Origin of the sequence: Oligoflexus sp. (genome assembly GCF_035712445.1) — a bacterium.
In the GTDB taxonomy this organism is placed as follows: domain Bacteria; phylum Bdellovibrionota_B; class Oligoflexia; order Oligoflexales; family Oligoflexaceae; genus Oligoflexus.
In genome coordinates this window covers 59,496-80,365 of record NZ_DASTAT010000017.1, presented here as the reverse complement: position 1 = coordinate 80,365, position 20,870 = coordinate 59,496, and the positions used below count along the sequence as shown (strand labels likewise).

Annotated in this window: 14 protein-coding genes; 7 read left to right on the top strand and 7 right to left on the bottom strand. The window is 55.2% G+C overall.

The features are described 5' to 3' along the window. Positions 1-171: 171 nt before the first annotated feature. A complete protein-coding gene (locus VFO10_RS03025; protein ID WP_325137199.1) occupies positions 172-2,316 on the bottom strand; it encodes a hybrid sensor histidine kinase/response regulator in 2,145 nt (714 codons plus the stop codon). Between the two features lie 159 nt (positions 2,317-2,475). Between VFO10_RS03025 and VFO10_RS03020 the strand changes: the two genes are divergently transcribed. Beyond that, entirely contained in the window at positions 2,476-3,285 is an 810-nt protein-coding gene (locus VFO10_RS03020; RefSeq protein WP_325137198.1) for a TrmH family RNA methyltransferase, read from the top strand. A 3-nt stretch (positions 3,286-3,288) separates the two neighbouring features. Here the strand turns inward: VFO10_RS03020 and VFO10_RS03015 are convergent, their stop codons facing one another. The 3 genes from VFO10_RS03015 to VFO10_RS03005 form a co-directional block, all read right to left on the bottom strand. Next, positions 3,289-3,933 (bottom strand): response regulator, encoded by a 645-nt coding sequence (locus VFO10_RS03015; RefSeq protein ID WP_325137197.1) that lies wholly within the window; start codon positions 3,931-3,933, stop codon positions 3,289-3,291. Further along, positions 3,933-6,986: a response regulator gene (locus VFO10_RS03010; protein WP_325137196.1), complete on the bottom strand. Its 3,054-nt coding sequence runs from the start codon at positions 6,984-6,986 to the stop codon at positions 3,933-3,935. The genes VFO10_RS03015 and VFO10_RS03010 overlap by 1 nt, the downstream gene beginning before the upstream one ends. 78 nt (positions 6,987-7,064) lie before the next feature. Continuing rightward, a complete protein-coding gene (locus tag VFO10_RS03005; RefSeq protein WP_325137195.1) occupies positions 7,065-7,382 on the bottom strand; it encodes a hypothetical protein in 318 nt (105 codons plus the stop codon). 254 nt (positions 7,383-7,636) lie between these two features. Here VFO10_RS03005 and VFO10_RS03000 point away from each other — a divergent pair, with 254 nt between their 5' ends. Both VFO10_RS03000 and VFO10_RS02995 read left to right on the top strand, forming a co-directional pair. Further along, positions 7,637-8,509 carry a hypothetical protein gene (locus VFO10_RS03000; protein ID WP_325137194.1) on the top strand — a complete coding sequence of 291 codons (873 nt, stop codon included), beginning with the start codon at positions 7,637-7,639 and terminating at the stop codon, positions 8,507-8,509. Positions 8,510-8,546: 37 nt separating this feature from the next. Next, the gene (locus tag VFO10_RS02995; RefSeq protein WP_325137193.1) at positions 8,547-8,885 is read left to right on the top strand and encodes a PilZ domain-containing protein; all 339 of its coding nucleotides are present in this window, start codon (positions 8,547-8,549) and stop codon (positions 8,883-8,885) included. Positions 8,886-8,890: 5 nt separating this feature from the next. On the opposite strand, the gene VFO10_RS02990 is transcribed toward VFO10_RS02995, so the two are convergent. The 3 genes from VFO10_RS02990 to VFO10_RS02980 are packed head-to-tail and all read right to left on the bottom strand — an operon-like array spanning position 8,891 to position 14,240. Beyond that, the gene (locus tag VFO10_RS02990) at positions 8,891-12,133 is read right to left on the bottom strand and encodes an error-prone DNA polymerase (RefSeq protein WP_325137192.1); all 3,243 of its coding nucleotides are present in this window, start codon (positions 12,131-12,133) and stop codon (positions 8,891-8,893) included. Continuing rightward, positions 12,126-13,595 carry a hypothetical protein gene (locus VFO10_RS02985; RefSeq protein WP_325137191.1) on the bottom strand — a complete coding sequence of 490 codons (1,470 nt, stop codon included), beginning with the start codon at positions 13,593-13,595 and terminating at the stop codon, positions 12,126-12,128. The genes VFO10_RS02990 and VFO10_RS02985 overlap by 8 nt, the downstream gene beginning before the upstream one ends. 12 nt (positions 13,596-13,607) lie before the next feature. After that, the gene (locus tag VFO10_RS02980; protein ID WP_325137190.1) at positions 13,608-14,240 is read right to left on the bottom strand and encodes a hypothetical protein; all 633 of its coding nucleotides are present in this window, start codon (positions 14,238-14,240) and stop codon (positions 13,608-13,610) included. 170 nt (positions 14,241-14,410) lie between these two features. On the opposite strand from VFO10_RS02980, the gene VFO10_RS02975 reads away from it, so the two are divergent. The 4 genes from VFO10_RS02975 to VFO10_RS02960 all read left to right on the top strand — a co-directional run bounded on the left by VFO10_RS02975 (position 14,411) and on the right by VFO10_RS02960 (position 20,851). Then, positions 14,411-16,468: a SpoIIE family protein phosphatase gene (locus tag VFO10_RS02975; protein WP_325137189.1), complete on the top strand. Its 2,058-nt coding sequence runs from the start codon at positions 14,411-14,413 to the stop codon at positions 16,466-16,468. Between the two features lie 264 nt (positions 16,469-16,732). Then, entirely contained in the window at positions 16,733-16,954 is a 222-nt protein-coding gene (locus VFO10_RS02970) for a hypothetical protein (RefSeq protein WP_325137188.1), read from the top strand. 160 nt (positions 16,955-17,114) lie between these two features. Beyond that, the gene (locus VFO10_RS02965) at positions 17,115-18,269 is read left to right on the top strand and encodes a hypothetical protein (protein WP_325137187.1); all 1,155 of its coding nucleotides are present in this window, start codon (positions 17,115-17,117) and stop codon (positions 18,267-18,269) included. 197 nt (positions 18,270-18,466) lie between these two features. Further along, positions 18,467-20,851 (top strand): TonB-dependent receptor plug domain-containing protein, encoded by a 2,385-nt coding sequence (locus VFO10_RS02960; protein WP_325137186.1) that lies wholly within the window; start codon positions 18,467-18,469, stop codon positions 20,849-20,851. Positions 20,852-20,870: the final 19 nt, after the last annotated feature.

Below are 20,870 nucleotides of genomic sequence, written 5' to 3'. Positions count from 1 at the left end.
TGAAAGCAAAAAAAAGACCAAGGTTCCAGGACGAGTGGGGATACGGAATTCCGGGAATTATACAATAAATATGGATACTTAAAAATTTAGGCTCAGGCCCTGGGACGAACGTCGCCATCTGCAAGTGTTTAGAATCATGGCAGTGAAAGGGATTACTGCATATCTTTGGAATTACGAAGCCTGACCCAAGGGCTTGCGATCCTCGCGGGCCCGGTGCCCATGTTTTAAAAGTGAAAGCCTGAGGTCATGGAGCTGAACTGGTTTCATCAAAAGATCGATCATCCCGGCTTCAAAGCATTGGCGATGATCGTCCTTGAACATGTCCGCCGTCAAGGCGATGACCCGCGGCGGCGGTTGAAATCTGTTTTCAGAAAGGATGATGCGGGTCGCCTCGGGTCCGTCCTTGGCCGGCATATGCACGTCCATGTAAATCAAATCATAGGCGGTGGCCGCTGCCATCTCGATGGCTTCCAATCCATCCGCTGCGATATCCACGCGGATGCCCAATTTTTTGAACATGGTGCGGATGATCATCTGATTCACATCACTGTCATCCGCCACCAGAATGCGAAGGTTGCGGCTGTATTCCGTCCCGTTTTCCTTGACCTCGCCGCCCTCGCTCTGGGCTTTTTCAAAGATCAGGTTGAAATAGAAAGTCGAGCCTTTCCCCGGGCTGCTGTCCACCCCGATGCTGCCGCCCATCATTTCACAGAGCGCCTGCGAGATGGCGAGGCCGAGGCCGGTTCCCCCGAATTTGCGGGTAATGGAGCTATTCGCCTGGCTGAAGGATTTGAAGAGTCTTCCCATGTCCTCTTTATGGATGCCAATGCCGGTATCCTGGACCTGAATGCTCAGATTGAATTTCTCATCGGCCTGAGGCTGGGCCTGCACATGAACCACCACGCGGCCCTGCGAGGTGAACTTGATCGCATTCGAGATCAGGTTATTCAGAATCTGCCGAAGACGCAGATCATCACCCCGCATCATGCGAGGCAGATCGTCTTTCATATCCAGAATCAAATCCAAACCTTTTTCCTTGGCTCTGACTTCAAAGATCTGCAGCGTGCTCTGAAGGCAGCGCCTCAGATCAAAATCCTGATAGTCGATCTGAAAGTGACCGGCTTCAATCTTGGAAAAATCGAGGATGTCGTTGATGATGCCCATCAGGCTGTCCCCGGCATCGACGATGGCATCCACGTATTTGCGCTGCTCCGGCGTCATGTCTGTGAAGCGCATAAGCTGGGCCATTCCAAGGACGCCATTCATTGGGGCACGGACTTCATGGCTCATATTCGCCAGAAATTCGCTTTTGGTTTGCGTGGCCTTCAGAGCTTCATCGCGTGATTTTTCCAGCTCACGCAGCGTGCCCTGCGTTGTTTCCTGATGCCTTTGGATGGCCTTTCTGAGTTCATCCACTTCGTTCCCATCCTGCTCCGATCCATCACCGGCTCCGCCGAGTGTTTCGGTCATCTTCCGCAGAGGCTCTGTGATGCGATGAGCAAGTCCGACGCAAAACGCGATGGTGATGACGACGAGCGCGAGGCTGATGATGAGGAGCAGGATCGAGGCATCATGCAAGGGACGGAGGAACTCAGGATCATTCGCCCCATAACGGCAGCTGATATCCAGCTCCCGCATCATACTCGTCTGGTACGGCAGGGCTTGGCCACCGACGAAGTCGCCGGTTTGAAAGAAATTGTGTCCGCCTTGTTCAAAGGCATAGAGGAGAGTGGTGCGTCTTTGAAAGAATTGCTGGAGCACGACCGTAAAATCAAAGAACGCCGCGACGGCGCCGATGATCGTCTCTCCATTCTTGATGGGCACGATCAGGATATAATCGCCGCGCGCGGCTTCGAGTCGACGCAGAATTTGCCCTTTGTGCAGAACAGTGTGAATATCCTCCGCGGCGGGATCTTTCCGTTCAGGCGGGTTCAGCGATTCAGGACGGATCGTTTGAACGACCTGGCCCGAATGATCCAGGAACATGAGCCCACGCGTCTCACGGTGGAGCATGAGGTCAGCCATGAGCGCCCTCTGCAGTTCCTTGCGACGATGCGGCTGTGAAAAGCTATGCCGGGCCAGACGCAGCACCTCTTCTTCAAGACTACGCAGATGCATATCCACAAGGTCAAGCCGATTGCCGGCTTCTTCCGTGGCCCGCGTGAGGAGCTCGTTATTCAATTGTCTCTTCATCATCAAGGCCGCGCTGCCGGACAGAAGGATCGAGGCGACGCTGATCCATGCCACCCATTGCAGCAGGAGCTGCCTTGCGATGGGCAGACGTTCAAAGGTTTTGTGGAAACCCGGGAAAGTCATGGTTGACCTGTCTTGTGCCTGGCAAACTTGTCCTAAGGGGTCTATCGGAATCGGAAGCCAAGTCTTAACTCACTGAAATCATTCTTCTTGGACAGGAAGTCTTGGCATTGGGACGCAGTTGGGCTAGAAATTGGGGCCTCTGTTTGCAAAGGAATTATCATGGGTTTCAAACCGCGTTCCACGCCGATCATTGCCAGCAAAAGCCCCATCCAGGTCACAGAAAAAAGACCTGAGCTTTTGTACTGTGGCCTTCATATCTGTGAAACCCTGGTGCGACTGCGGAAGGATGATATCATTCGGGTTTATTGCACCCAGGAGCAACTCGGAATCTTTGGCGAGCTGCTTCGCTGGTGTGCCCAGCAGAAGAAGGCTTACCATATCGTAAGTCCCGCGGACCTCGAAAAGATCACGAGCTCCGTTCATCATGAAGGCGTGGCTATCCTCGCCCGTGCGCCTGTGCATGGAAGCGAGCTGGCTCTTCGCAAAAGACTGGAGCTTTTCCCGCAGCCTTTTATCTTTTTGGATGGCGTGCAGAATCCCCACAACATCGGCACCATCATGCGGGTGATGGCGCATTTCGGATGGAGGACGCTGGCTGGTCATCAGCAGCTGCCGCCACTTTCCGCAGCCACGGCAAGGGTCAGCGAAGGGGGAGCGGAATTCGTCGAGACCTTTGTCCTGAATGATGCCCTGAACTTCCTCTCGTCCTTGCGGCAGCTCGGCTATCGCATCGTGGGGACATCGAGCCATGCGCGTACGTCTCTTTACGCGCAGCCCTTGGCCCGCAAGCTCTGCCTTGTCATGGGGCATGAAGTGCACGGCGCTTCGCCTGAAATTGAAGCCTTGTTTGATGATGCGATCGTTATTCCAGGGACGGGCGCGGTCGAGAGCTTGAACGTCTCGGTGGCCACAGGGCTTATGCTCGGGGAATACAGCCGGCAGCATGGCATTCGGGATGCAGACGGCTGAACCTTATATCTTCAGCATTTTCGTGCCTTCCACATAGGTCGTCATTTCCAGATCCTTGCCGGATGCTTCCTGCAGACGTTTCACAATGTCAGCGATCCGGTCCAGGGATTGAGTCAGCTTTTCGAAGCGGATGCGATCCATGCCGTCAAGGCCGCGCGAGATGGTTCCCGTTGCTATCATCAGTGCATTGTTGATTTCATGGTTGTAGGTCGTGATCAAAGCCCGAACGGCCTCCGCTTTTTTCATCTTTTCCTGGATTGTCGACAGATCACGCAGCTGAAGGTGCGTGCGCAGGCGTGATTGGGCGATATCAAAATCCACGGGCTTGGTCACATAATCATTGGCCCCCAGACGCAGCGCCTGGACTGTGGTTTCGGTATCCGTCTTGCCCGTCGCCATGATCACGGGCAGCTGCAGAATGCTGGATGTCTGGCGGATTTTGGTGAGGACTTCCAATCCGGAAATACCGGGCAGCTCGATATCCAGCAAAACCGCATCAATCGTTTTATCCTGATTCAGGATCTGCAGGCAGGTCTCGCCTGTTTCACAGGCAAGGGTCTGAAAGCCTGCCTTGCGCAGCTGCAAAGACTCGATATCCCGAAGAACGAGCGAATCTTCCACGACCAGAATCTTGTGCTGAGCTGTCATCAGGCCACATCCTTTCTGGACGGGCTGCGATCGTCAATCAGCTTCTTCAGTTCCACTTTGAGAAGCTCAGTGAGATTTTCAACCCTTTTGAGAAGTGCATTCAATTCTTCCAGGCGGCCTTCCTTGCCTGCCAGTTCCAGGTTGCGATTGGCTTCGACCAGAGCGTGCGCCGCAAAGAGCGAGGTCATGCCCTTAAGAGTATGGGCCGTCCTGCCTACCGAGGCAGCGTCGGCGCGCTCGACCTCGCTGCGAAGCCGCAGCATCATGCCATCAATCTCTTCAAAATAGCGGTGGATGGCTGTCTGAATCAGATCGCTGTCATCCCCGAGCCCCATCGAGAAAGCCTTGAAGTCCATGATGGGTGCAGCCGGATTCGCAGCTGGAATTTCCGCGGGCCGGGTCCGGGCATAACCAACGGTGCGAACCAGGATATCACTCGAAATCGGTTTGACGATCAGGTGATCCATGCCGGACTCCAGGGCTTTGTCGCGAGCCTCTTCCATCGCATTGGCCGTGAGCGCAATAATCAGAGGGCCGCGCTCGGGACTATAGAAAGCGCGGATGTGCTCGGTCGCCTTATAGCCATCCATGATCGGCATCTGGCAGTCCATGAAGATGACATCGTAGGTTTTCCTTTTCACCTTCTCCAGGGCTTCATGACCATTCGCAGCTGTGTCCACAGAGTAGCCGAGTTTGACGAGGAGACCCGAGGCCACGGTCAGGTTGATGACGTTATCATCCACCACCAGAACATCCTGGAACCGGGCTTCAAGGGCGGCGGGATCAAGGCCCTGCGGCAGCGTGAGCGGCAGAGGCAGCGACAGGGTCACCCGGCTCACAAGAGGTCCGGGACGTTCCAGGTTCAGGCGTCCGCCCATCGCCTGTACGATGCGTTCGCAAATTTTCAAGTTGAAGATTTCGAGCGGCTGCCAGGTCTTGACGTTGCCGAATTCCCACTCATTGTCGTGAACGTCATCCTGTGAGTTGCGCTGGCTTTCGATCGAGAAGCAAAGACTCTGATTGGGTTCGAGCATCGCATGAAGACTCAGTCGACCTTTTTGCGTGCGACGGATGGCATCGCTTAAAAGATGGCTCAGGACGCGATGAAGGCGACGACGATCGCCCTGAACGCGAAGGTTTGCGGGTAGCTCGTTTTTGACCTTGAATTCATTGTGCCGCTCTTCCGCTGCAATTTCATAGACGCTGATGAGATCGCGCAGGCAATCGTCCATGAGGAAATCGTCGGTCGCCAGGGTCAACTGCCCGGCTTCCATGTTTGCATAGGTCTGCACATCCTCCAGCATGAGGCGCATGGATTGGCAGTTGGCTATGATGGTATCGATGCTGCTTCTTTGCTTGGGATCCAGACTGCTGCCTCGCAGCATATCCAAAAGGCCGAGCACACCCTGGAGTGGACTGCGAATCTGATGGCTGATGTTGCCGAGCAGCTGGGACTTGGCGCGGTCGGCTTCACGTAGCGCTTCATATTGAATGCGGAGTTCATCCTGCTGCATCTTCATCCCGGGATCGACCACGCTCGGCACATACTGCTGGGAAATGATCAGGACATTCAAAGCGAAAGCGAGGAGCATGCAAAGGAGGGTGACAAACATCGGGTCACCCATGCGGCCGCCATGAAACGCCGCGGCGGGGAATCCGACCTGCAGAATGAGGGTCCGCGTGCCCAGGTCCAGAGTTCTTTGATAGTGTCCATAGGCACGCTCCGACTGGGATTCGGGAGAAGCAAGACCGAACCAGCTCGTGAAGGCCGCAGCGGGAGGTTGATCCGGCGAATGAATTTGAATGTGAAAGATGGGATGATTCAACTCGCCGAGCACGGGCTGAAGGAGCTGATCCACGCTCAATAGAGCCAGAAAAAGCCCGTCCTGGCTGCGTTGAGCGAGGAAGAGAGCTTTTTTGTTCGAGCCTAAATTCAGAAGAGTGCTGCTGAGCGGCTCTGATGTGTTCCAGGCTTTTTGCAAAAGGGCATCGACCTCAGGCAAGGAGCCAAAGTCAAAGCCGGGTGGCAGCAGGTTTTCTTCATGAGTCGACCTTATCACCAGCGGCCAGTGCACCGGACGGGCCGCGGCAGGAGCCAGGTGCCCGGTCGAAGTTTTTTCCAGTATGGTGAAATTTTGATGGGCATTGCCCAAGGTGGCTTCGAATTCGGCGCGGCGATCCTCGGGAACGCGTGGCACCCATAGCAGCTGGGGACCATTGCCCTGGGTGGTCTGGTAACGTTCCATCACCTGCAGGGGTTCCAGGTTGCGTGAGGTGGCGACGAGGTTGTTTAAATCCTTTTGCAGGCGGTGAATATTCGCCTGCATGTGCTGATGAAAATCATCGACGGAATGTTCCAGGGCCTTCTGATTGCGGCGATCGTTATTATTCAGATGAATGACCAGCGTGGTCACGAGAATAAGGCTGAGAGCGGCGGGAATTATGAGGTAAGGCATGACCTTTCTGCGCAAAGGTCTTAAGGGAAGTATGCGATACAGGCGAACCAGAAGCGGGCTGAAGACGCCGGCTCCAAAGGAATCCCCGAGCCACCATGAGGTCCAGTTGCTCAGAAACATCCGCATGTCGATCACATGAAAGACGGTCAGAGCCGCAACGCCAATTGTGGCGGCCGTGATGCACGCGACCGGCCCCAGAAGGAAGACCTCAAGGCTCAGGCGCCGCGGGGCCGTGGTATTGGGCAGCCGCCGATCCAGGGCATGAAAGGCCAAAGATCCCAGATAAGCCTGGATGCTGGTTCCCAGTGCCAGGCAGAGCTGCATGATGATCTGATCGGTGGGGTTTTGCAGAAGTTCATCAGGCCGTAAATTGGTGGCAATGGATCCCAGGAAGACAGCGATGGTAAGCGACGGGCCCCAGACGATCACAGCCGCCATGGCAAGGCCGGCTGCGGGCCAGATCGGGGATGCATACCCGGGCGGCAGAGCCAGGAGGATGGCGAGGCGCGCCGCGGCCACATAGGCTAGAAAAACCCAAAGCTGACGCATGATGCTTGGGATAATATCATTTTCTTTTTGAGTGACGCCTGGTAGCACGTTTGTCTCTCCGATTCCTGCTTGAAGGTTCTATCGGTAGAGCCCAGTGCTGGCTGCTGCTTTTTTGGGTTTTTTTACCTAAATATCAGCTTTTTCACACAACACTTTTTCTTCGCTGCAGAAGGCTTTGCTGCCCTTCTCACAGGCATTCAGCGTGCGGGCCTTGGCCTCCAGCATGGTTTCCCCCTTGCCGTGGAAGGTCCCAAAAGGGGTATTGAGAAGACAGCTGAAAGTGGGTCTGAGGCTGCGCAGCCGATCGAGTTCATTTTGCAGGTCCCTGACTGTGACTTCAAGATTACGAATTCTGTCTTCAAGGTCAGGCCGGTAGGGGGAATTGTGGGCCCATGCGGACGGGCTCACCGCGCTCAGTATCAGGATCAGGGGCCAGATTTTCATGATAATCCTCGCTTTCTTGGGACGGACGGATGCTCCCTTGGAGTTTTGAACTGCAGTGGCTGTGCCGCTTTCAAATTATTGAAATGATTGGAATATATGATGGATGGGGGCGTGGTCCCGGCAGCTCAGCTGTGTTCTTTTTGTAAGATGACCCAAATCCCTGGCTGGTCCTTTCTCCCTTTTTAGTAAGTTTTTGTGAAGTCCAGCCGAAGCGTTGATGGGCAGAAACACCTTGAAAAACGCCCGGAGCAGGAATGATCCGCCTGGCTTTGACATGGATGGTCATGGTCCTCCTGCTGTCATGCAGTGGAACCACTCAGCGGTCCTCGACCGATGAGGATAACTTTGCCTTGAATCAGGAAGATGATAGCGACAAGGTCGATGACAAAGGTTACTTCAGTGATCTGCAGCGCAGTGATGCGGCCCTTGGTTTTGAAAGTTCCTTCCCGCTGCCCTTTGCCGTCGGCAAAAGCATTGATCGATTCGAGGCCACGCCCGAGCAGGCGAAGAGCCCGGCGGCAGCGACCATCTCCGTTCTTCTGGGCACCTGCAAGTTCGTCCTGAAAACCGGGCCTGTCCAGGTGGATCGTTACATCCTTGCCGGGCAATGGATCAAATTGAATGAGGCCCTTCCCGCCAGCGTTCCTGTGAAACTCGAGCCGCATATGGATTTGAATCTGAAGATGGCCGCCAAACTTCTGGTCGAGATCGCGGGACCTGATCTTACGGGTTGCCGTCAGCTTTTGTCGGGAAGACGGGTTTATATAGGGCGCTTTCATCTGAACAAATCCCGCATTGGGCTTTTGGCTGGACCGGGTTATCCGCGCGCCGTGTTCTCGTCACGGTCCATGGAGCCCAAAGGCAAGCGGGTTTTCATTCGCTGGCAATCAGGGGCTCCGGCGCCGATGCTGATTGATGATTTCGATTTTCCGGCGACATCCGAATCCGGTATTTTCCGGGCTCTCATGGGCGAGAAGGGTTACTACTATCTCGTCTTTCAGCCGGCTTTGCGCATGGATCAGGTGGATCAGGTCATGATCAAGATTCCGTTTACTCCTGATGCCAAAACACGCATTCAGGATAAACAAAACCGCATAAAGCCGTCGCGGAAGAAGCAGGACCCGTAATTTTCTGTTAGAATGTGAAGTCAGGGAGGTTGGACGCATGACAGAAGGCGGCCAGAATCAAAGGGAACACTATCGAATTTTTTACCGGGCACCGGATCAGCCCGTGTTTCAGTGCGATCAAGGCAAGTTTCCTGTGGTCGATATTTCCGAGGGCGGCTTCCGCTTTGCCTTCAAGAAGGGTGCGCTCTTCATGGAAAAAGACTATCTGGAAGGCACGATCTTCTTCCCGAATAAACGCGGTTCAGTTTTTGTCAAAGGTCAGGTTTTGCGAGTCTTTGATCGCGAGATCGCCGTGCAGCTCGATGCCGGTGGCCGTATTCCTTTGGCTAAAATCATGGAAGAGCAGCGTATTCTGATTCAAAAAGGCAAGCTCTGAGCCCCTCAATGAAAATTCCGCGCCGGCGGCAGCCTTGTGAAGGTCTCCTCGGGAAGGGGCGCCTGGGCCTCGGCCGTGCGCTCCACCAGGGAAATAATCTTCGGATCCTTCAACTGGCGCGGGAAGACCTGCTGCACGAGGATGGAGTGCCCATCCCCCTGTCTTTGCAGGCGGCCTTTGACGCATAAAAATGCGTGCGCATGCGCTATGTTTTTATAAAGTTTCAGCGTCTGCGGCGTGAAGACGAGATTGATAAAGCCGCTTTCATCCTCCATCGTAAAAAATTCCATACCCTTGGCCGTCATCGGCGCCTGGCGCACGAGCACCAGCCCAAAGGCATGAACCGTGGCTCCATCACGCCGCTCCAAAAGCTGCTGGGCGGTTTCCATTTTCTTCACCGGCACCTCATAAGCCCAGTAACGTTCCCGCAGAACCTGAGCCGGATGCTGACCCAATGTGGTCGAAAAGCCGATAAAATCCCGTTCCAGGCGCAGCTGCTCATCCTCGGCTTCAAAGGCATAAGGCAGCTCATGATCCAAAATGGGGGCGAAGGGCACGGCTTCGGCCAGCCAGATGGCAGCCGCGCGTTCGATGCCAAAACCCTGCAGAGCCCCGGCCGCGGCCAGCGCGGTCAGATCCGTGCGATGCGCGACATTCTCCTGTAAGAAAGGTCCGAGGTGCGTCCAGGGACCCTTGGCCTGCCGCTTTTCCATCAGCCTTCGTGCACCGGCTTCCTTGATACCGTTGACCAGATGAAAGCCGAGGCGAATGGCCCAGACGCCGGGGGCCGTTTCTTCCAGAGTGCTCTCCCAATCCGAACGATTGATATCAATGGGACGCAGGCCAAGGCCCTCGCGTCTTGCTGTTTGGACGAGGGCATGAATGGAATAAAAACCAACGGGCTGCGAATTCAAAAGGGAAACATAAAAAGCGGCTGGATAATGGCATTTCAAATAGCTCGACGCATAGGCGATCATGGCAAAGGAAATCGAATGCGATTCGGGAAAGCCATAGTTGGTGAAGCCATGCAGATGACCGAGGAGCTGATCTATGAATTTTTCCTGCAGCCCGCTTTGCCGAAATCCCGCCTCCAGCTTTTGCACCAGGGGACCAAAACCCTGAGTCGGCGTCCAGCTGCTGATGTGCTTGCGCAGCTGATCGGCTTCCGAGGCGGAAAGATTGCCGACCAGCATGGCGATGCGCATCACCTGCTCCTGAAAAATGGGAATGCCGAGCGTCCGTTTCAGAATGGGAATGAGCCGCGGATCGGGATAGGTGATGGGCTCGGTTCCCTGCTTGCGCTTCAGATAGGAGTTGATCAAACCGCCGACGATGGGGCCTGGACGGATGATGCCGATCTGTACGGCGATTTCATAGAAATTCTGCGGCTTCAAACGGGGAAGCATCGACATCTGGGCCCGCGATTCGATCTGGAAGGTGCCGACTGTTTCCGCCTTTTGAATCATGCGATAGGTCGCGGGATCATCGGCCGGTATTTCATACATCGTATAACTTTTTCCCTGCGTTTCCTTGATCAGATGAAAGGCCTTGCGAATCACCGTCAGCATGCCGAGCGCCAGCACGTCGATCTTAAAGATATTGAGCGCCTCGATATCCTCCTTCGACCACTGCACGACGGTCCGGCCTTCCATGGTCGCCGGTTCAATCGGAGAAATGCCGGTCATGTCCTCATGATTCAGAATGAAGCCTCCGGAGTGAATGCCCATATGCTGCGGAAAGCCCTTGATGCGTCCAGCCAGATCAAACCAAAGGTCCACGGGAATCTGCGCCTCTATATTCGGATCCCCCCAGCCCGAGGGTGGATTCTCGTCCAGGGTGGGGCCTTTATCAAAACGCTGGAGCCGCCTTTCCTGCAGGATATTCACATCATCAATGATGGCCATGGGAATCCCGAGGGCCTTGCCGACCGTGCGGAGGGAACTGCGGCTGCGAAAGGCAATGACATTGGCAACCATGGCTGCGCGGTGACGCCCGTAGCGTTCATAAATATGCTGGATCACCTCCTCACGCCTTTCATGTTCAAAGTCCACATCGATGTCCGGCGGTTCCCCGCGCTCGGCGCAGAGAAAGCGTTCGAAGAGAAGATCAAAGCGCTCGGGATTCACCGAGGTGATGTTAAGGACATAGCAGATCGCGGAATTCGCGGCCGAGCCTCGGCCCTGGCAGAGGATATTCTGCGAACGCGCCCAGCTCACGATCTGCCAGACGGTGAGGAAATAATCAGCGATATTGAGATGCGCGCTCAGATTCAGTTCCTTTTCGATCGTACTGGCGACAGTCGCCGGAATACCCTGCGGATAACGCTGCCGCGCCGCGTCCCAGGTCACATCCTCCAGATAGCTCTGGGCCGTGTGTCCGGGCGGCAGCATCTCCTGCGGGTACTGATAGCAAAGCTCCCAAAGATTAAAATGAAAGCGTTCCGCCAAGGCCGCCGCACGCTTCTGGGCCTCCTGAAAACCGGGCAGACCCTGATAACGCTGATAAAGCAGAGCCGTCGGCTGCAGGCAGCGCTCGCGATTGACGAAAAGATGCGGGATGACATCATCCACGGTTTGATTGAGGCGGATGGCCTGGAGGATATCGCAGACCTCTTTGGATTTTTCGTCGTGAAAGAAGGGATCCTGACTGCAAAGATAGGGAATATCAAGACGCCGGCCGAGTTCAAGGGTCAAAGGAATCCAATGATCCTCGGCGGGATTCAGATGCCGACTGATCAGCAGAAAAAAGTTGGGGCCAAAGGCCTCGCGCAGACGTTCATAACGCGTCTCGACCACCGCTCGATTGTCCCGCCGAATCAAACCCCGCATGGGCTGCAGACAGATCAGATCCGGGCTGGCCCGATTCAAAAGATGATCCAAGGGCAGGACCGCCCTGTCCTTGCTCTCCCGATGCGCGAAGCTGATCAGCTCATTCATCTGCCGATAGCCCGACCGATTCAGGGCCAGAAGCGTCACCGTATCACGATACACAACCGGCCTTGTGTGGTCTTCGGCCAGATGCATTTCGCAGCCATGGAAAAGCGGGAGCTGTTTGCCTTCCGGAAGCTGCTGCTGCCGGCGATAGCCCCGCACGATTCCATAAACGCCATCATAGTCAGTGATGCCGAGACCCCGATAACCAAGATCATAGGCTCGCTGCACGCAGTCCTCGGGATGGGAGGCGCCGGTCAGAAAACTGAAATTGGTATGGCAGGTCCATTCCCACCAGGGAAGCGGGGCGTCAGCCATAGACGCCAAGGACCACGAACTGTCCCGCCGCTTCCCGGGCGACCCAGAGCAGCTGCTGATCGCAGAGAACTTCATAGTAATCGCGCACTGCGGTCTGGCCCGGGCGCGTCCACCATTTCTCCATCGTGCGTTCACGGAATTTCCAAAGCAGGCTCTGACCCGGGCGGGAAAGAGGATAGGCTTTCTTTTGCATATAAAGAGGCCGGCTGCGGCCAAGGCTTCTTAAACTGCCGCTGTTGTCGAGCATGGGCGGCGCTATCCTGTCCTGACCGCTCTGCACAAAGGAATCCTCGGGTACCCAATCATCACGCAGAGCATAGGATTCGAGCGGAGCGGGCAATTGATTTTCCAGATTCAGGAGTTCCTCCCACGCGCTGCTCGTACCCTCATTGAAAAGAGTGAGCTGACGGGGAGGCGGCTGCAGTTTTTGGGTGATGCGCAGGTCCCAGGACACGATCCAAAAAGAGAGGTCATCAGGTTGATTCAACCTTTGCTCCTGCAAAGCTTTTTGCAGAGCAAAGGAGATTTGGAGCAGGGCTGTCCTCTGCTGGGGGTAATCATGCTGAAGGCTATGGGGATGGCGAAAAAGGATGGATACGGGCAGTTCTTGCAGGTTGTAGAGGACAATCTTCCACTCCAATGCCAGAATACGCTCACCATTCTTAAAAGAACTTAAGAGCCGAAAGCGATTCAGATCCTCACGCAAATAAGTTTCGATCACATCCCAATCACGCGCCGGCGCATCGAGGGTGCGCCTGACAGAGGCTGCGTTCTCATGAAGTTCACGTCGCCAGGGAAACAGAAAAGGAGCCGGCCCTTCATTGGGGAGAGGCGCGGGTGGCTGCCAGGTCAAAGCCCAAAGATCGCCCAGAAAGGCACCGAAGCGTCGCCGAATCTGTTCGGGCGGCATCTTCTTCAGATGATGGGGCGTGCTGCAGCCGAGGCGCCGCATGGCAAGCTGCATCGGCCTTTTACGTTTTTGAAGCTCCAGGCGCGCGCCTTCCCCCGGACTGTGTTCGGCATAACGGGCGCAGGCCTGCCACCAATCATCCCAGCTGAGCCTTTGCAGAAGATTTTCGCCCATGGAGCTGTGCCGATTCATGAGACCAAAATAATTCTGCTGAGCAAGACAGGGTAAAAGCAAAAGCGCCTGCCACGGATGATCGCTGAGCACGGCCCTGTAATGCTGCGCCCCACACAGCTGATCGAGCTGCTCCAGGAGCAGTTGATGAAAACTTAACTGCCGTGTCTGCGCCTGCGACTGCCAGTAGGCCTGGCAGCTGGCCAGATCAATCAGCCATACATCTTCCGCCCAGTGCATCACCTCCGGGCTTAAGCTCTGCGCCAGCTGCCTGGCCTCGGCCGGGTCTGCCGTCCATTCCAGGGCCAGAAAACGATCCTGCTGCGAGCTTTGCAAATTCCGTGTGAAATCGGGAAAGGCCAGAAGCTTGGGCTTATGCATGGCTGTCTCCTTTTAAATGAAACTGTGAAAGGGCAGCAGAAGCTGCCGCTGTTGATGTCCCTTGAGCAGTGTGAGGACGACATGCTGCTGTGCAAAGTCCCGCGAGCAGTTGATGCGCAGCCTGGCCCATACGTTCCCGCGACTTGTTGTCAAAGTGTAAGGATGCAGAACGAGAATGTGCTGCTGCAGACGGCGCGCCTGTCTTGCGAGGAACGCATAGTCCTCGTCCATCAGGCGGGGTATGCCGTCCAGGACGATGACCCGAAAAAAACCGGAAAGAAAGAGTGGTTTTAATTCGATAAGGGGTTTGGTGCTGAGTGCGAAACGCAGCTGTTCGAGCCTGATCCCGCGGGCATGCCAGGCCAGAGGATTGACACAGATATCCTTTTGTCCGTAAACCCATAGAATCCAGGCGGGAGGCTGCTCCTGTTGAGCGCTGACCAAAAAAGGCAGAATAAGATCACGCAGTCCACTGCCCCAGGGAAGTCCCCATTCACTGAGCTCACCCCAGCCCAGACCACCGCCTAAAAAGCTGTCGAAGAGGGGCACGCGACTCGGAAGCGGCGGATGAAACGCCCGCGCTTTCCCTTGGGAGAGTTGACTTGCAGGCACTGTAACGATTGGTTTTTTCTCATTCTTTTGCACAGAAGACCCCTTACCATACAAAAGCATGGTAGACAGATCCAGGACGCTTCGTCAACTCCGTCCGAAAATTTCATCGCCTGGGGCGAAGGCAGTCTGTCGATTTCCCATTCTCAATTATCAAGACTGGCGCGGGTTTGCCGATGCGTAGGGCAGAACTTTGGAGGCCCGGTTTGCAGGAACCGACCAAAAGCACCAGCAACTCTCAGCACGGCCAGAACTCCCAGCGGCTCTTCGTGCTCGCGTGGCTTTTTTGGGTTTTGATCCTGCAGCTCATCGGCCCGAGCGCGGTCCATGATTCGATCCAAACCTATGCCGCCGATCCTGTTCTCTTCCGTGTGCGCCATATGCTGGGAAAGACGCCTGAGCTTTCACCGCGTCTCAAGATTTTGGCTTTGGATGATGGCACGATCGACTTTCTGAAAAAACCCGAGCTGAGCGTGCATGACCTTTCTCTCCTTCTCGGGAACATTGCCCAGAAAAAACCAAGGGCCATCATTCTTGATAAGGTCTTCTCGCTGGTGCCTGAAAAAACCAACGACGAGGACCTGGAGCGTTTGCGTCAGATCAAGGAAGCCCCGATCTATACCGGCTCCTGGATCAACCAGGCGGAGATCAAGCTCCGCTCGCCCCTGGACCTTGAAGAGGAAAAGTACGGCCCCTCACGCTGGCTCAAATCCGGCGCCGAATGGGACGACGTCCTGCGGCATCTGCGCGACGGCAAGGATATGAAGGACACGTCGGGCTTTATTTATGCCTATGAGAAAGCCTTTGAGGGCGCCTTCACGGGCGTCGGTCATCTCAGGATCAACACGAATGGCAGCAGCGTCCTGCCCTTCGTTCTTTATAAGACGCATTATCTCCTGCCGCACCTCGCGCTCTATGCGGCCGATAGCATCGAAGTCGGACGCAGCCTTGAAATCAACGGCAAGCCGGTGCCTTTGCGCGATAACGGCAGCGTTTTCGTCAACCACCGGCCTCTTTCGTTTTTCTATGGTGTCAAGCATATGCGGAGTCTGCAGCATGCGTTGAAACGCGCGCGGGAAGGCCGCACGGAATCGTGGATCCAGGAAGGCGACGTCGTCCTCATCCTCTTCGATTTCTTCACCGGCGCCACCAACTTCATCGAAGGCGCGCCCTTTGGTGATCTGCCGAACGGGATTCTGGTTTCGACTCTGGTGGACTCGGTTTTGGAAAACCGCTGGCTCACGCCCATGGGTTCTTTACCCTGGCTCATCTTTTTAGGAACGATCCTGGGCACGGCCATTGCCCGTTACACAGGCCCCATGCAGTACTGGGCCTTTCTCTTCATGATGACGGCCATCTGGTTCACGCTCGTGAACTACCTCTTCAGCTATCACAGCATACTGCTGCCCTGGGTTCTGCCCCTTATTGGAATGCTCGGGGGCGGGATCATCCAGTACATCTACAATAGGCTCGGCAGCGAGTGGCGCGTGATGGAAGTCGAAAACCAGTATCTGCAGGAACGCGCCCGCCGCCTGGAAGAGGAAAAGGCCAAGGTGCAGTTTGCAGAACGCCTGAACCTCGGCCGTGCGGTGCAGGAAATCCTTCTGCCTCCGCAAAAGGAACAGAGCTTTGGAACCTTCACCGTCGCCATGAGCTATATGCCCGCGCAGGAAATGAGCGGGGACTGGATTTATCTTTGGGAAGCCGCTGATGATGAACGCCGCCTGTTCCTGGGTGATGTGGTCGGCAAAGGTCCCTCCGCGGCCATCCCCGTTGCTGTGATCGTGGGGATCCTTGGGGAATGCGAGGGTCTCGGCATGTCCATTCAGGACAGTCTTCAGCGGGTGAACCGTCGACTTCTGGAACTTTTCGATAAGCAGATCAGCAGCTCCGTCACAGCCATAGCCTTGCATCGGGATGGACATGTGGAACTCTATAACGCCGGATCACCAGGCTGGTTTCTACGGGAGAATGGGCAGGCCCGTTATATTCCGCTGCGATCGTCGGCACTCGGCGTGACCGAGGAAAACCTGATCGCGCGCGAAGAGCTGCGCCCGGCTCCGAATGCCACGCTCTTCACCTTCACCGACGGTTACATGGAAGGCTCCCGGGCTTTCAAGCGTCTGATCCAGCGCGTGGACAAGATGCCCGAGATGCCGATCGTGATCGAAGGCTTACAGGACGTATTGGATGAAGTCGGCAAGGACTTCCGCCTGGAAGATGATCGCTCGCTTCTTCTGGTCAATTGCCGGAAGGCTTCCTAAGCTTCGGACTTCCCAGGGAATTGCAGACGCCCGGGAATCAAAAGTTCCGACACATCCACGGCGCCGAATTTTTTTAATCCCATAACCAATTGAAATCACTTAATTAAAGCGTCATCATCCCAATGAATGATGTGTTTTGAAAGTTAGTCTCTGTCTGAAAAACTGATACTGCGGTTTACAGTCATTATGGGGCCTTATGGCTGGCACTATACTTGAAATAAAAGACCTATCGAAGGCGAACAACGGAAGTGGAGGATGGATACTATGTTGATGTCACTGCTTGTTACCCTGACCCTCGTGGCTCAGAATGATGTGAATGATTCCAACGATCAGGCGGTACAAAGTTTCGCCGATCGCTTGAAGGCCAGTCATGAGCAGAAAAAACCTTCCGCTCTTGAAGAGGAAGAGGAAACACAAACTAAAGAAGTGCACGGAGCTCGACCGTTTCAAGTTCGCATGACTCAGACTGTCGCGCGTCGCCGCTGATATTCCGCATCTGCATGGAAACGCGCATGCCGCTCCTGCGAAGGATTCCGCATGCCGCTCTTCCTCTCCAGGATTCTTCAGAACACCTGAGTTTTTGATTTACAAAAAGGCAAGTTCGTTCGAGGATGATCACACGTTTCGTGTGAGAAGGAGCCCGAACATGAAATCTCTTCACGCCTTTTCCTCAGTCGTCTTCCTCATGAGTCTCTGGTCCTGTGGTCAAACCTCTCCCATCCAATCCACAAGTGAATTGCGGGAGGCGCCGGATGCGCAGAATGCGTATCAGCGCATCGGTCTGGGAACCAAGCCCTATACTGAAGTGCGCAGCGCCGGTCAGATTACGAGTCCCCAAAAATACTGGAGCGGATTTTATTGGCCCACCTATCAAGGCGGGATCGCCCAAAGATGGCAGAACGGTTATGATTCGGAATTCTATTCTGACTATCTTTATCCGATTGCCAGCCTTGCCGAGTACCAGCAGCTCAGGCCTGAGCAGGTGCTGACGCTTTCACCCGCAGAAAAGTATGACCTTTGGGTGAATGACGCTTCCATGGGTTTAACCCGTGCCGAGCAGGAGAAGGTGGTGACCACCGCGAAGAATTTCGGCAACACCATTCCCACGTGGTTTGGGATTTGCGATGGCTGGGCCCTGGCTGCTTCGATGGAGGATGAACCCATCAAGATAGTGCGCGGCCAGTCCGCGAGTGGCCAGCTCATCGACTTCTATCCTGAAGATATCAAGGCGCTCATGGCCTATTACTATACCTTTGCCCCGAAGCAGTATGTGACAGCCGGTGGCCGCTGCAATCGGCCGCAGGTGACGAAGGATGCGAATGGGCGGGTGATTGAACCGGAATGCCGGGATATCAATCCGGCGACCCTGCATCTGGCTTTGGATCGTTATGTGGGCGATAACAATCAGAAGCTGGTGATTGATATCGCACGGGATGAAATGGTGTGGAACTACCCTATTCATAGCTATAAAATTCAGTACAGCAGGCTGCGTGAGCTGAGATCGGATTCTTCCTATCAGCATGCTGCCCCTGGCACGCAGTATCTTGTCAATGTCACAGCGAAAATGACTTTGGTTGCCGGCGTCGCGCCGACGACGTACCTGGGTCCTCAGCGTGTGTACACTGGAAAAAACTGGGCCTATGTCCTCGAGCTTGACGGCGCTTATAACATTATAGGCGGCGAATGGATCACCGACGATCATCCGGATTTCGTCTGGATCGTCCAGTCGGCGGCCAACGGCTACTCGCGTATTGATTACCGCAATCTCGAAGCTTTGGCCCAGGCTTCCCGTTCGCCTTGACGTTCTTCACGGCCTGGCATCGTCCTGCTGCCAGGCTCCGCTCCTCCAACTCACCCGCAGCGTCATCGAGCGTCATGCCCCATGATTCGTTAGCTCACCTGTAGCATGATCGAGCGTCATGCATGTTCTTCCCAGTGTAGCCGGAAACGATTTTTTAATTTAATCCCATAGTTCAACCCTTTTTTTGGTGGACACTCATGCATAAATATTTCGCAGTTCTGGGTCTTGCGGGCCTGGCCTGGGAGGCTCAGGCTCAGAATCAACCGCTTGAAAAAATGTCCGTCGTCGGCACGCGCGTGATCGGTCGCAGCGCGGATGAGGCTGCTGTCGCCATCGAAGTCTACGACGAAGAGCAGCTCGAAAAAACCGGCATCGCGGAAACCGGCAAACTCCTGCAAGCCCTATCCCCGAGCTTCAACTTCTCGGCCACCACCGTCTCGGATGGAACCGATTCGGTAAGACCAGCGACCTTGAAAGGCATGGGCCCCGATCAGGTGCTGATTCTGGTCAATGGCAAAAGGCAGCACAGCCAGGCTCTTCTGAACGTGCAGCAGACCGTCGGTCGCGGCTCAGCCGGAACCGATATCAATGCGATTCCCGTGTCCGCGATCAAACGGGTTGAAGTGCTGCGGCAGGGGGCTTCCGCTCAGTATGGTTCCGATGCGATCGCAGGCGTCATCAATATCGTTTTGAAGGATGGCTCGACCAGCAACCAGGTCCATGTTTATGGCGCCCGTAACTATGCAGGTGACGGCGATACGGCGAAAACCGGCATCACCGCGCGTTCTCTGATTGGAACGGAAAGCTTTGTGCAGGTCAGCGGGGAAATTCAAAAGCGCGGCGAAACCAATCGCGCGCAGACCGACCAGCGTTTTGGTCGTAAAACCATGCGCATTGGTGAATCCGAGGCTCTGGACGGCGCCGCTTTTCTCAATAGCGAATTCCGTTTGAATGATCGCACGGTTCTTTATGCCTTCGGAGGCGCTGCTCAAAGAGAAAGCGAATCCGGCGGATTTTTCCGTGAGCCGGACAGCGATCGCAATAACCCCAAATTCTATCCCAACGGAACACTGCCGCTCCTGGTCACCCGCATCGAAGACCGTTCGCTCGTCGGCGGCATCAAGCGAGAAATCGGCGACGGCGATCTCGACATAAGCTACGGCTATGGTGAAAACAGTTTTAATTTCCGTTCCAAAAATTCCATGAACATCTCGCTGGGTGATGCCTCGCCTCGGGAAACGGATGACGGCACTCTTAAATACGCCGATGCCGCCACAAACCTTGATCTGCGGCAGAAGCTGATCAGCCGCGAAAACCTGCAGCTCGACTTGACCACCGGCCTTGTTTACCGGCAGGAACGCTATCAGATTATAGCCGGTGACCCAGCATCCTGGACCTATGGCCCCGGCAATGATTATTCGCTCAAACTCCTGGGACCGACAGGACAGCTCGCGCCCGCCGGCATGCAGGGATTTCCCGGCTTTCAGCCCAGCAATGAAGTGGACGCGACGCGTTATTCGCGGGCTGCATTCATAGATCTGGAATCCCGCTTTGCCAAGGATTTCCTGACGGCAGTGGCCGCACGTTATGAAGACTATGAGGCGGTCGGTTCATCCACCACAGGACAGCTGTCGATGCGCTATGATGTGAATCCCCAGCTGGCCTTCCGTGGCACAGTTTCCACAGGCTTCCGCGTGCCGTCGCTGCAGCAGGCCAATTACAGTTCGCGCAGCACGACCTTTGCCGGCTCCATACTCACCGAGACTCAAACCGCTCGCCAGGGCAGTCCAGCTTTTGAAGCCATTGGCCTTCGCGACCTTAAAAATGAAACATCCATCAACCAGTCCATAGGAGTCTTCAGTAAACCCCTGCCGCGCATGACGGTCTCGGCCGATGCCTATCGCATTCGGGTGCAGGACCGCATCGTGCTGTCTGAATTTCTGAATGCCGAGCCGAAGGCCGGCTGCGCTGCGGATAACAGCAACTGTCCGATCCGCGCCGTGCTCGAACCTTTGAATGTGGATGCCGCTCAATTCTTCACAAATGCCATTGATACCGACACCCGCGGCATCGATGTGCTGGTTGATTATCTGATTCCTTTGAATCCGGGGCAAAGCCTCAGCACGCGTTTTGGATATTACCGCAATCAGACCGAAGTTCTGGATGTAAGAGCGCCGGAAGGCATCGACCCGGCCCTTATCTTTGGGGAAGGTCAGATCGTCCTGACGGAAGAAGGGCAGCCGCGCAATCGCGTGCAGCTGGCCGCCGAATACAACCAGGCCCGCTGGAATGCAGGTACGCAGCTGAATTATTACGGCGAGGTTTCCGGTGCCGGCTTTGGCGGCTATAAGCAGAGTTATGACGGCAAGTGGATCACCGATGTGCATTCCGGCTATGGTTTTGCCAATGGCATTCGCCTGGATGTCGGCGCTCAGAACGTCTTCAACATTTATCCCGAAGCGATGAACGACGACCATCCCGTTCGCACTTATGCCGGCGGCAGTTTCAAGTACTCCTGGGAGACGACGCCATTTGGCTTCAAAGGCGGGCTATACTATTCACGCCTGGCCTGGAATTTTTAAGTTTCTTGATTTTTGCCTG

What these genes read in the sequence shown, in the direction of transcription:
- VFO10_RS02995 (WP_325137193.1), top strand. Translation starts at nt 8,547, where the DNA reads ATGACAGAAGGCGGCCAGAATCAAAGGGAACACTATCGAATTTTTTAC.
- VFO10_RS02965 (WP_325137187.1), top strand. Translation starts at nt 17,115, where the DNA reads ATGAAATCTCTTCACGCCTTTTCCTCAGTCGTCTTCCTCATGAGTCTC.
- VFO10_RS03005 (WP_325137195.1), bottom strand. Translation starts at nt 7,382, where the DNA reads ATGAAAATCTGGCCCCTGATCCTGATACTGAGCGCGGTGAGCCCGTCC.
- VFO10_RS03020 (WP_325137198.1), top strand. Translation starts at nt 2,476, where the DNA reads ATGGGTTTCAAACCGCGTTCCACGCCGATCATTGCCAGCAAAAGCCCC.
- VFO10_RS02960 (WP_325137186.1), top strand. Translation starts at nt 18,467, where the DNA reads ATGCATAAATATTTCGCAGTTCTGGGTCTTGCGGGCCTGGCCTGGGAG.
- VFO10_RS03000 (WP_325137194.1), top strand. Translation starts at nt 7,637, where the DNA reads ATGATCCGCCTGGCTTTGACATGGATGGTCATGGTCCTCCTGCTGTCA.
- VFO10_RS03025 (WP_325137199.1), bottom strand. Translation starts at nt 2,316, where the DNA reads ATGACTTTCCCGGGTTTCCACAAAACCTTTGAACGTCTGCCCATCGCA.
- VFO10_RS02990 (WP_325137192.1), bottom strand. Translation starts at nt 12,133, where the DNA reads ATGGCTGACGCCCCGCTTCCCTGGTGGGAATGGACCTGCCATACCAAT.
- VFO10_RS03015 (WP_325137197.1), bottom strand. Translation starts at nt 3,933, where the DNA reads ATGACAGCTCAGCACAAGATTCTGGTCGTGGAAGATTCGCTCGTTCTT.
- VFO10_RS02970 (WP_325137188.1), top strand. Translation starts at nt 16,733, where the DNA reads ATGTTGATGTCACTGCTTGTTACCCTGACCCTCGTGGCTCAGAATGAT.
- VFO10_RS02985 (WP_325137191.1), bottom strand. Translation starts at nt 13,595, where the DNA reads ATGCATAAGCCCAAGCTTCTGGCCTTTCCCGATTTCACACGGAATTTG.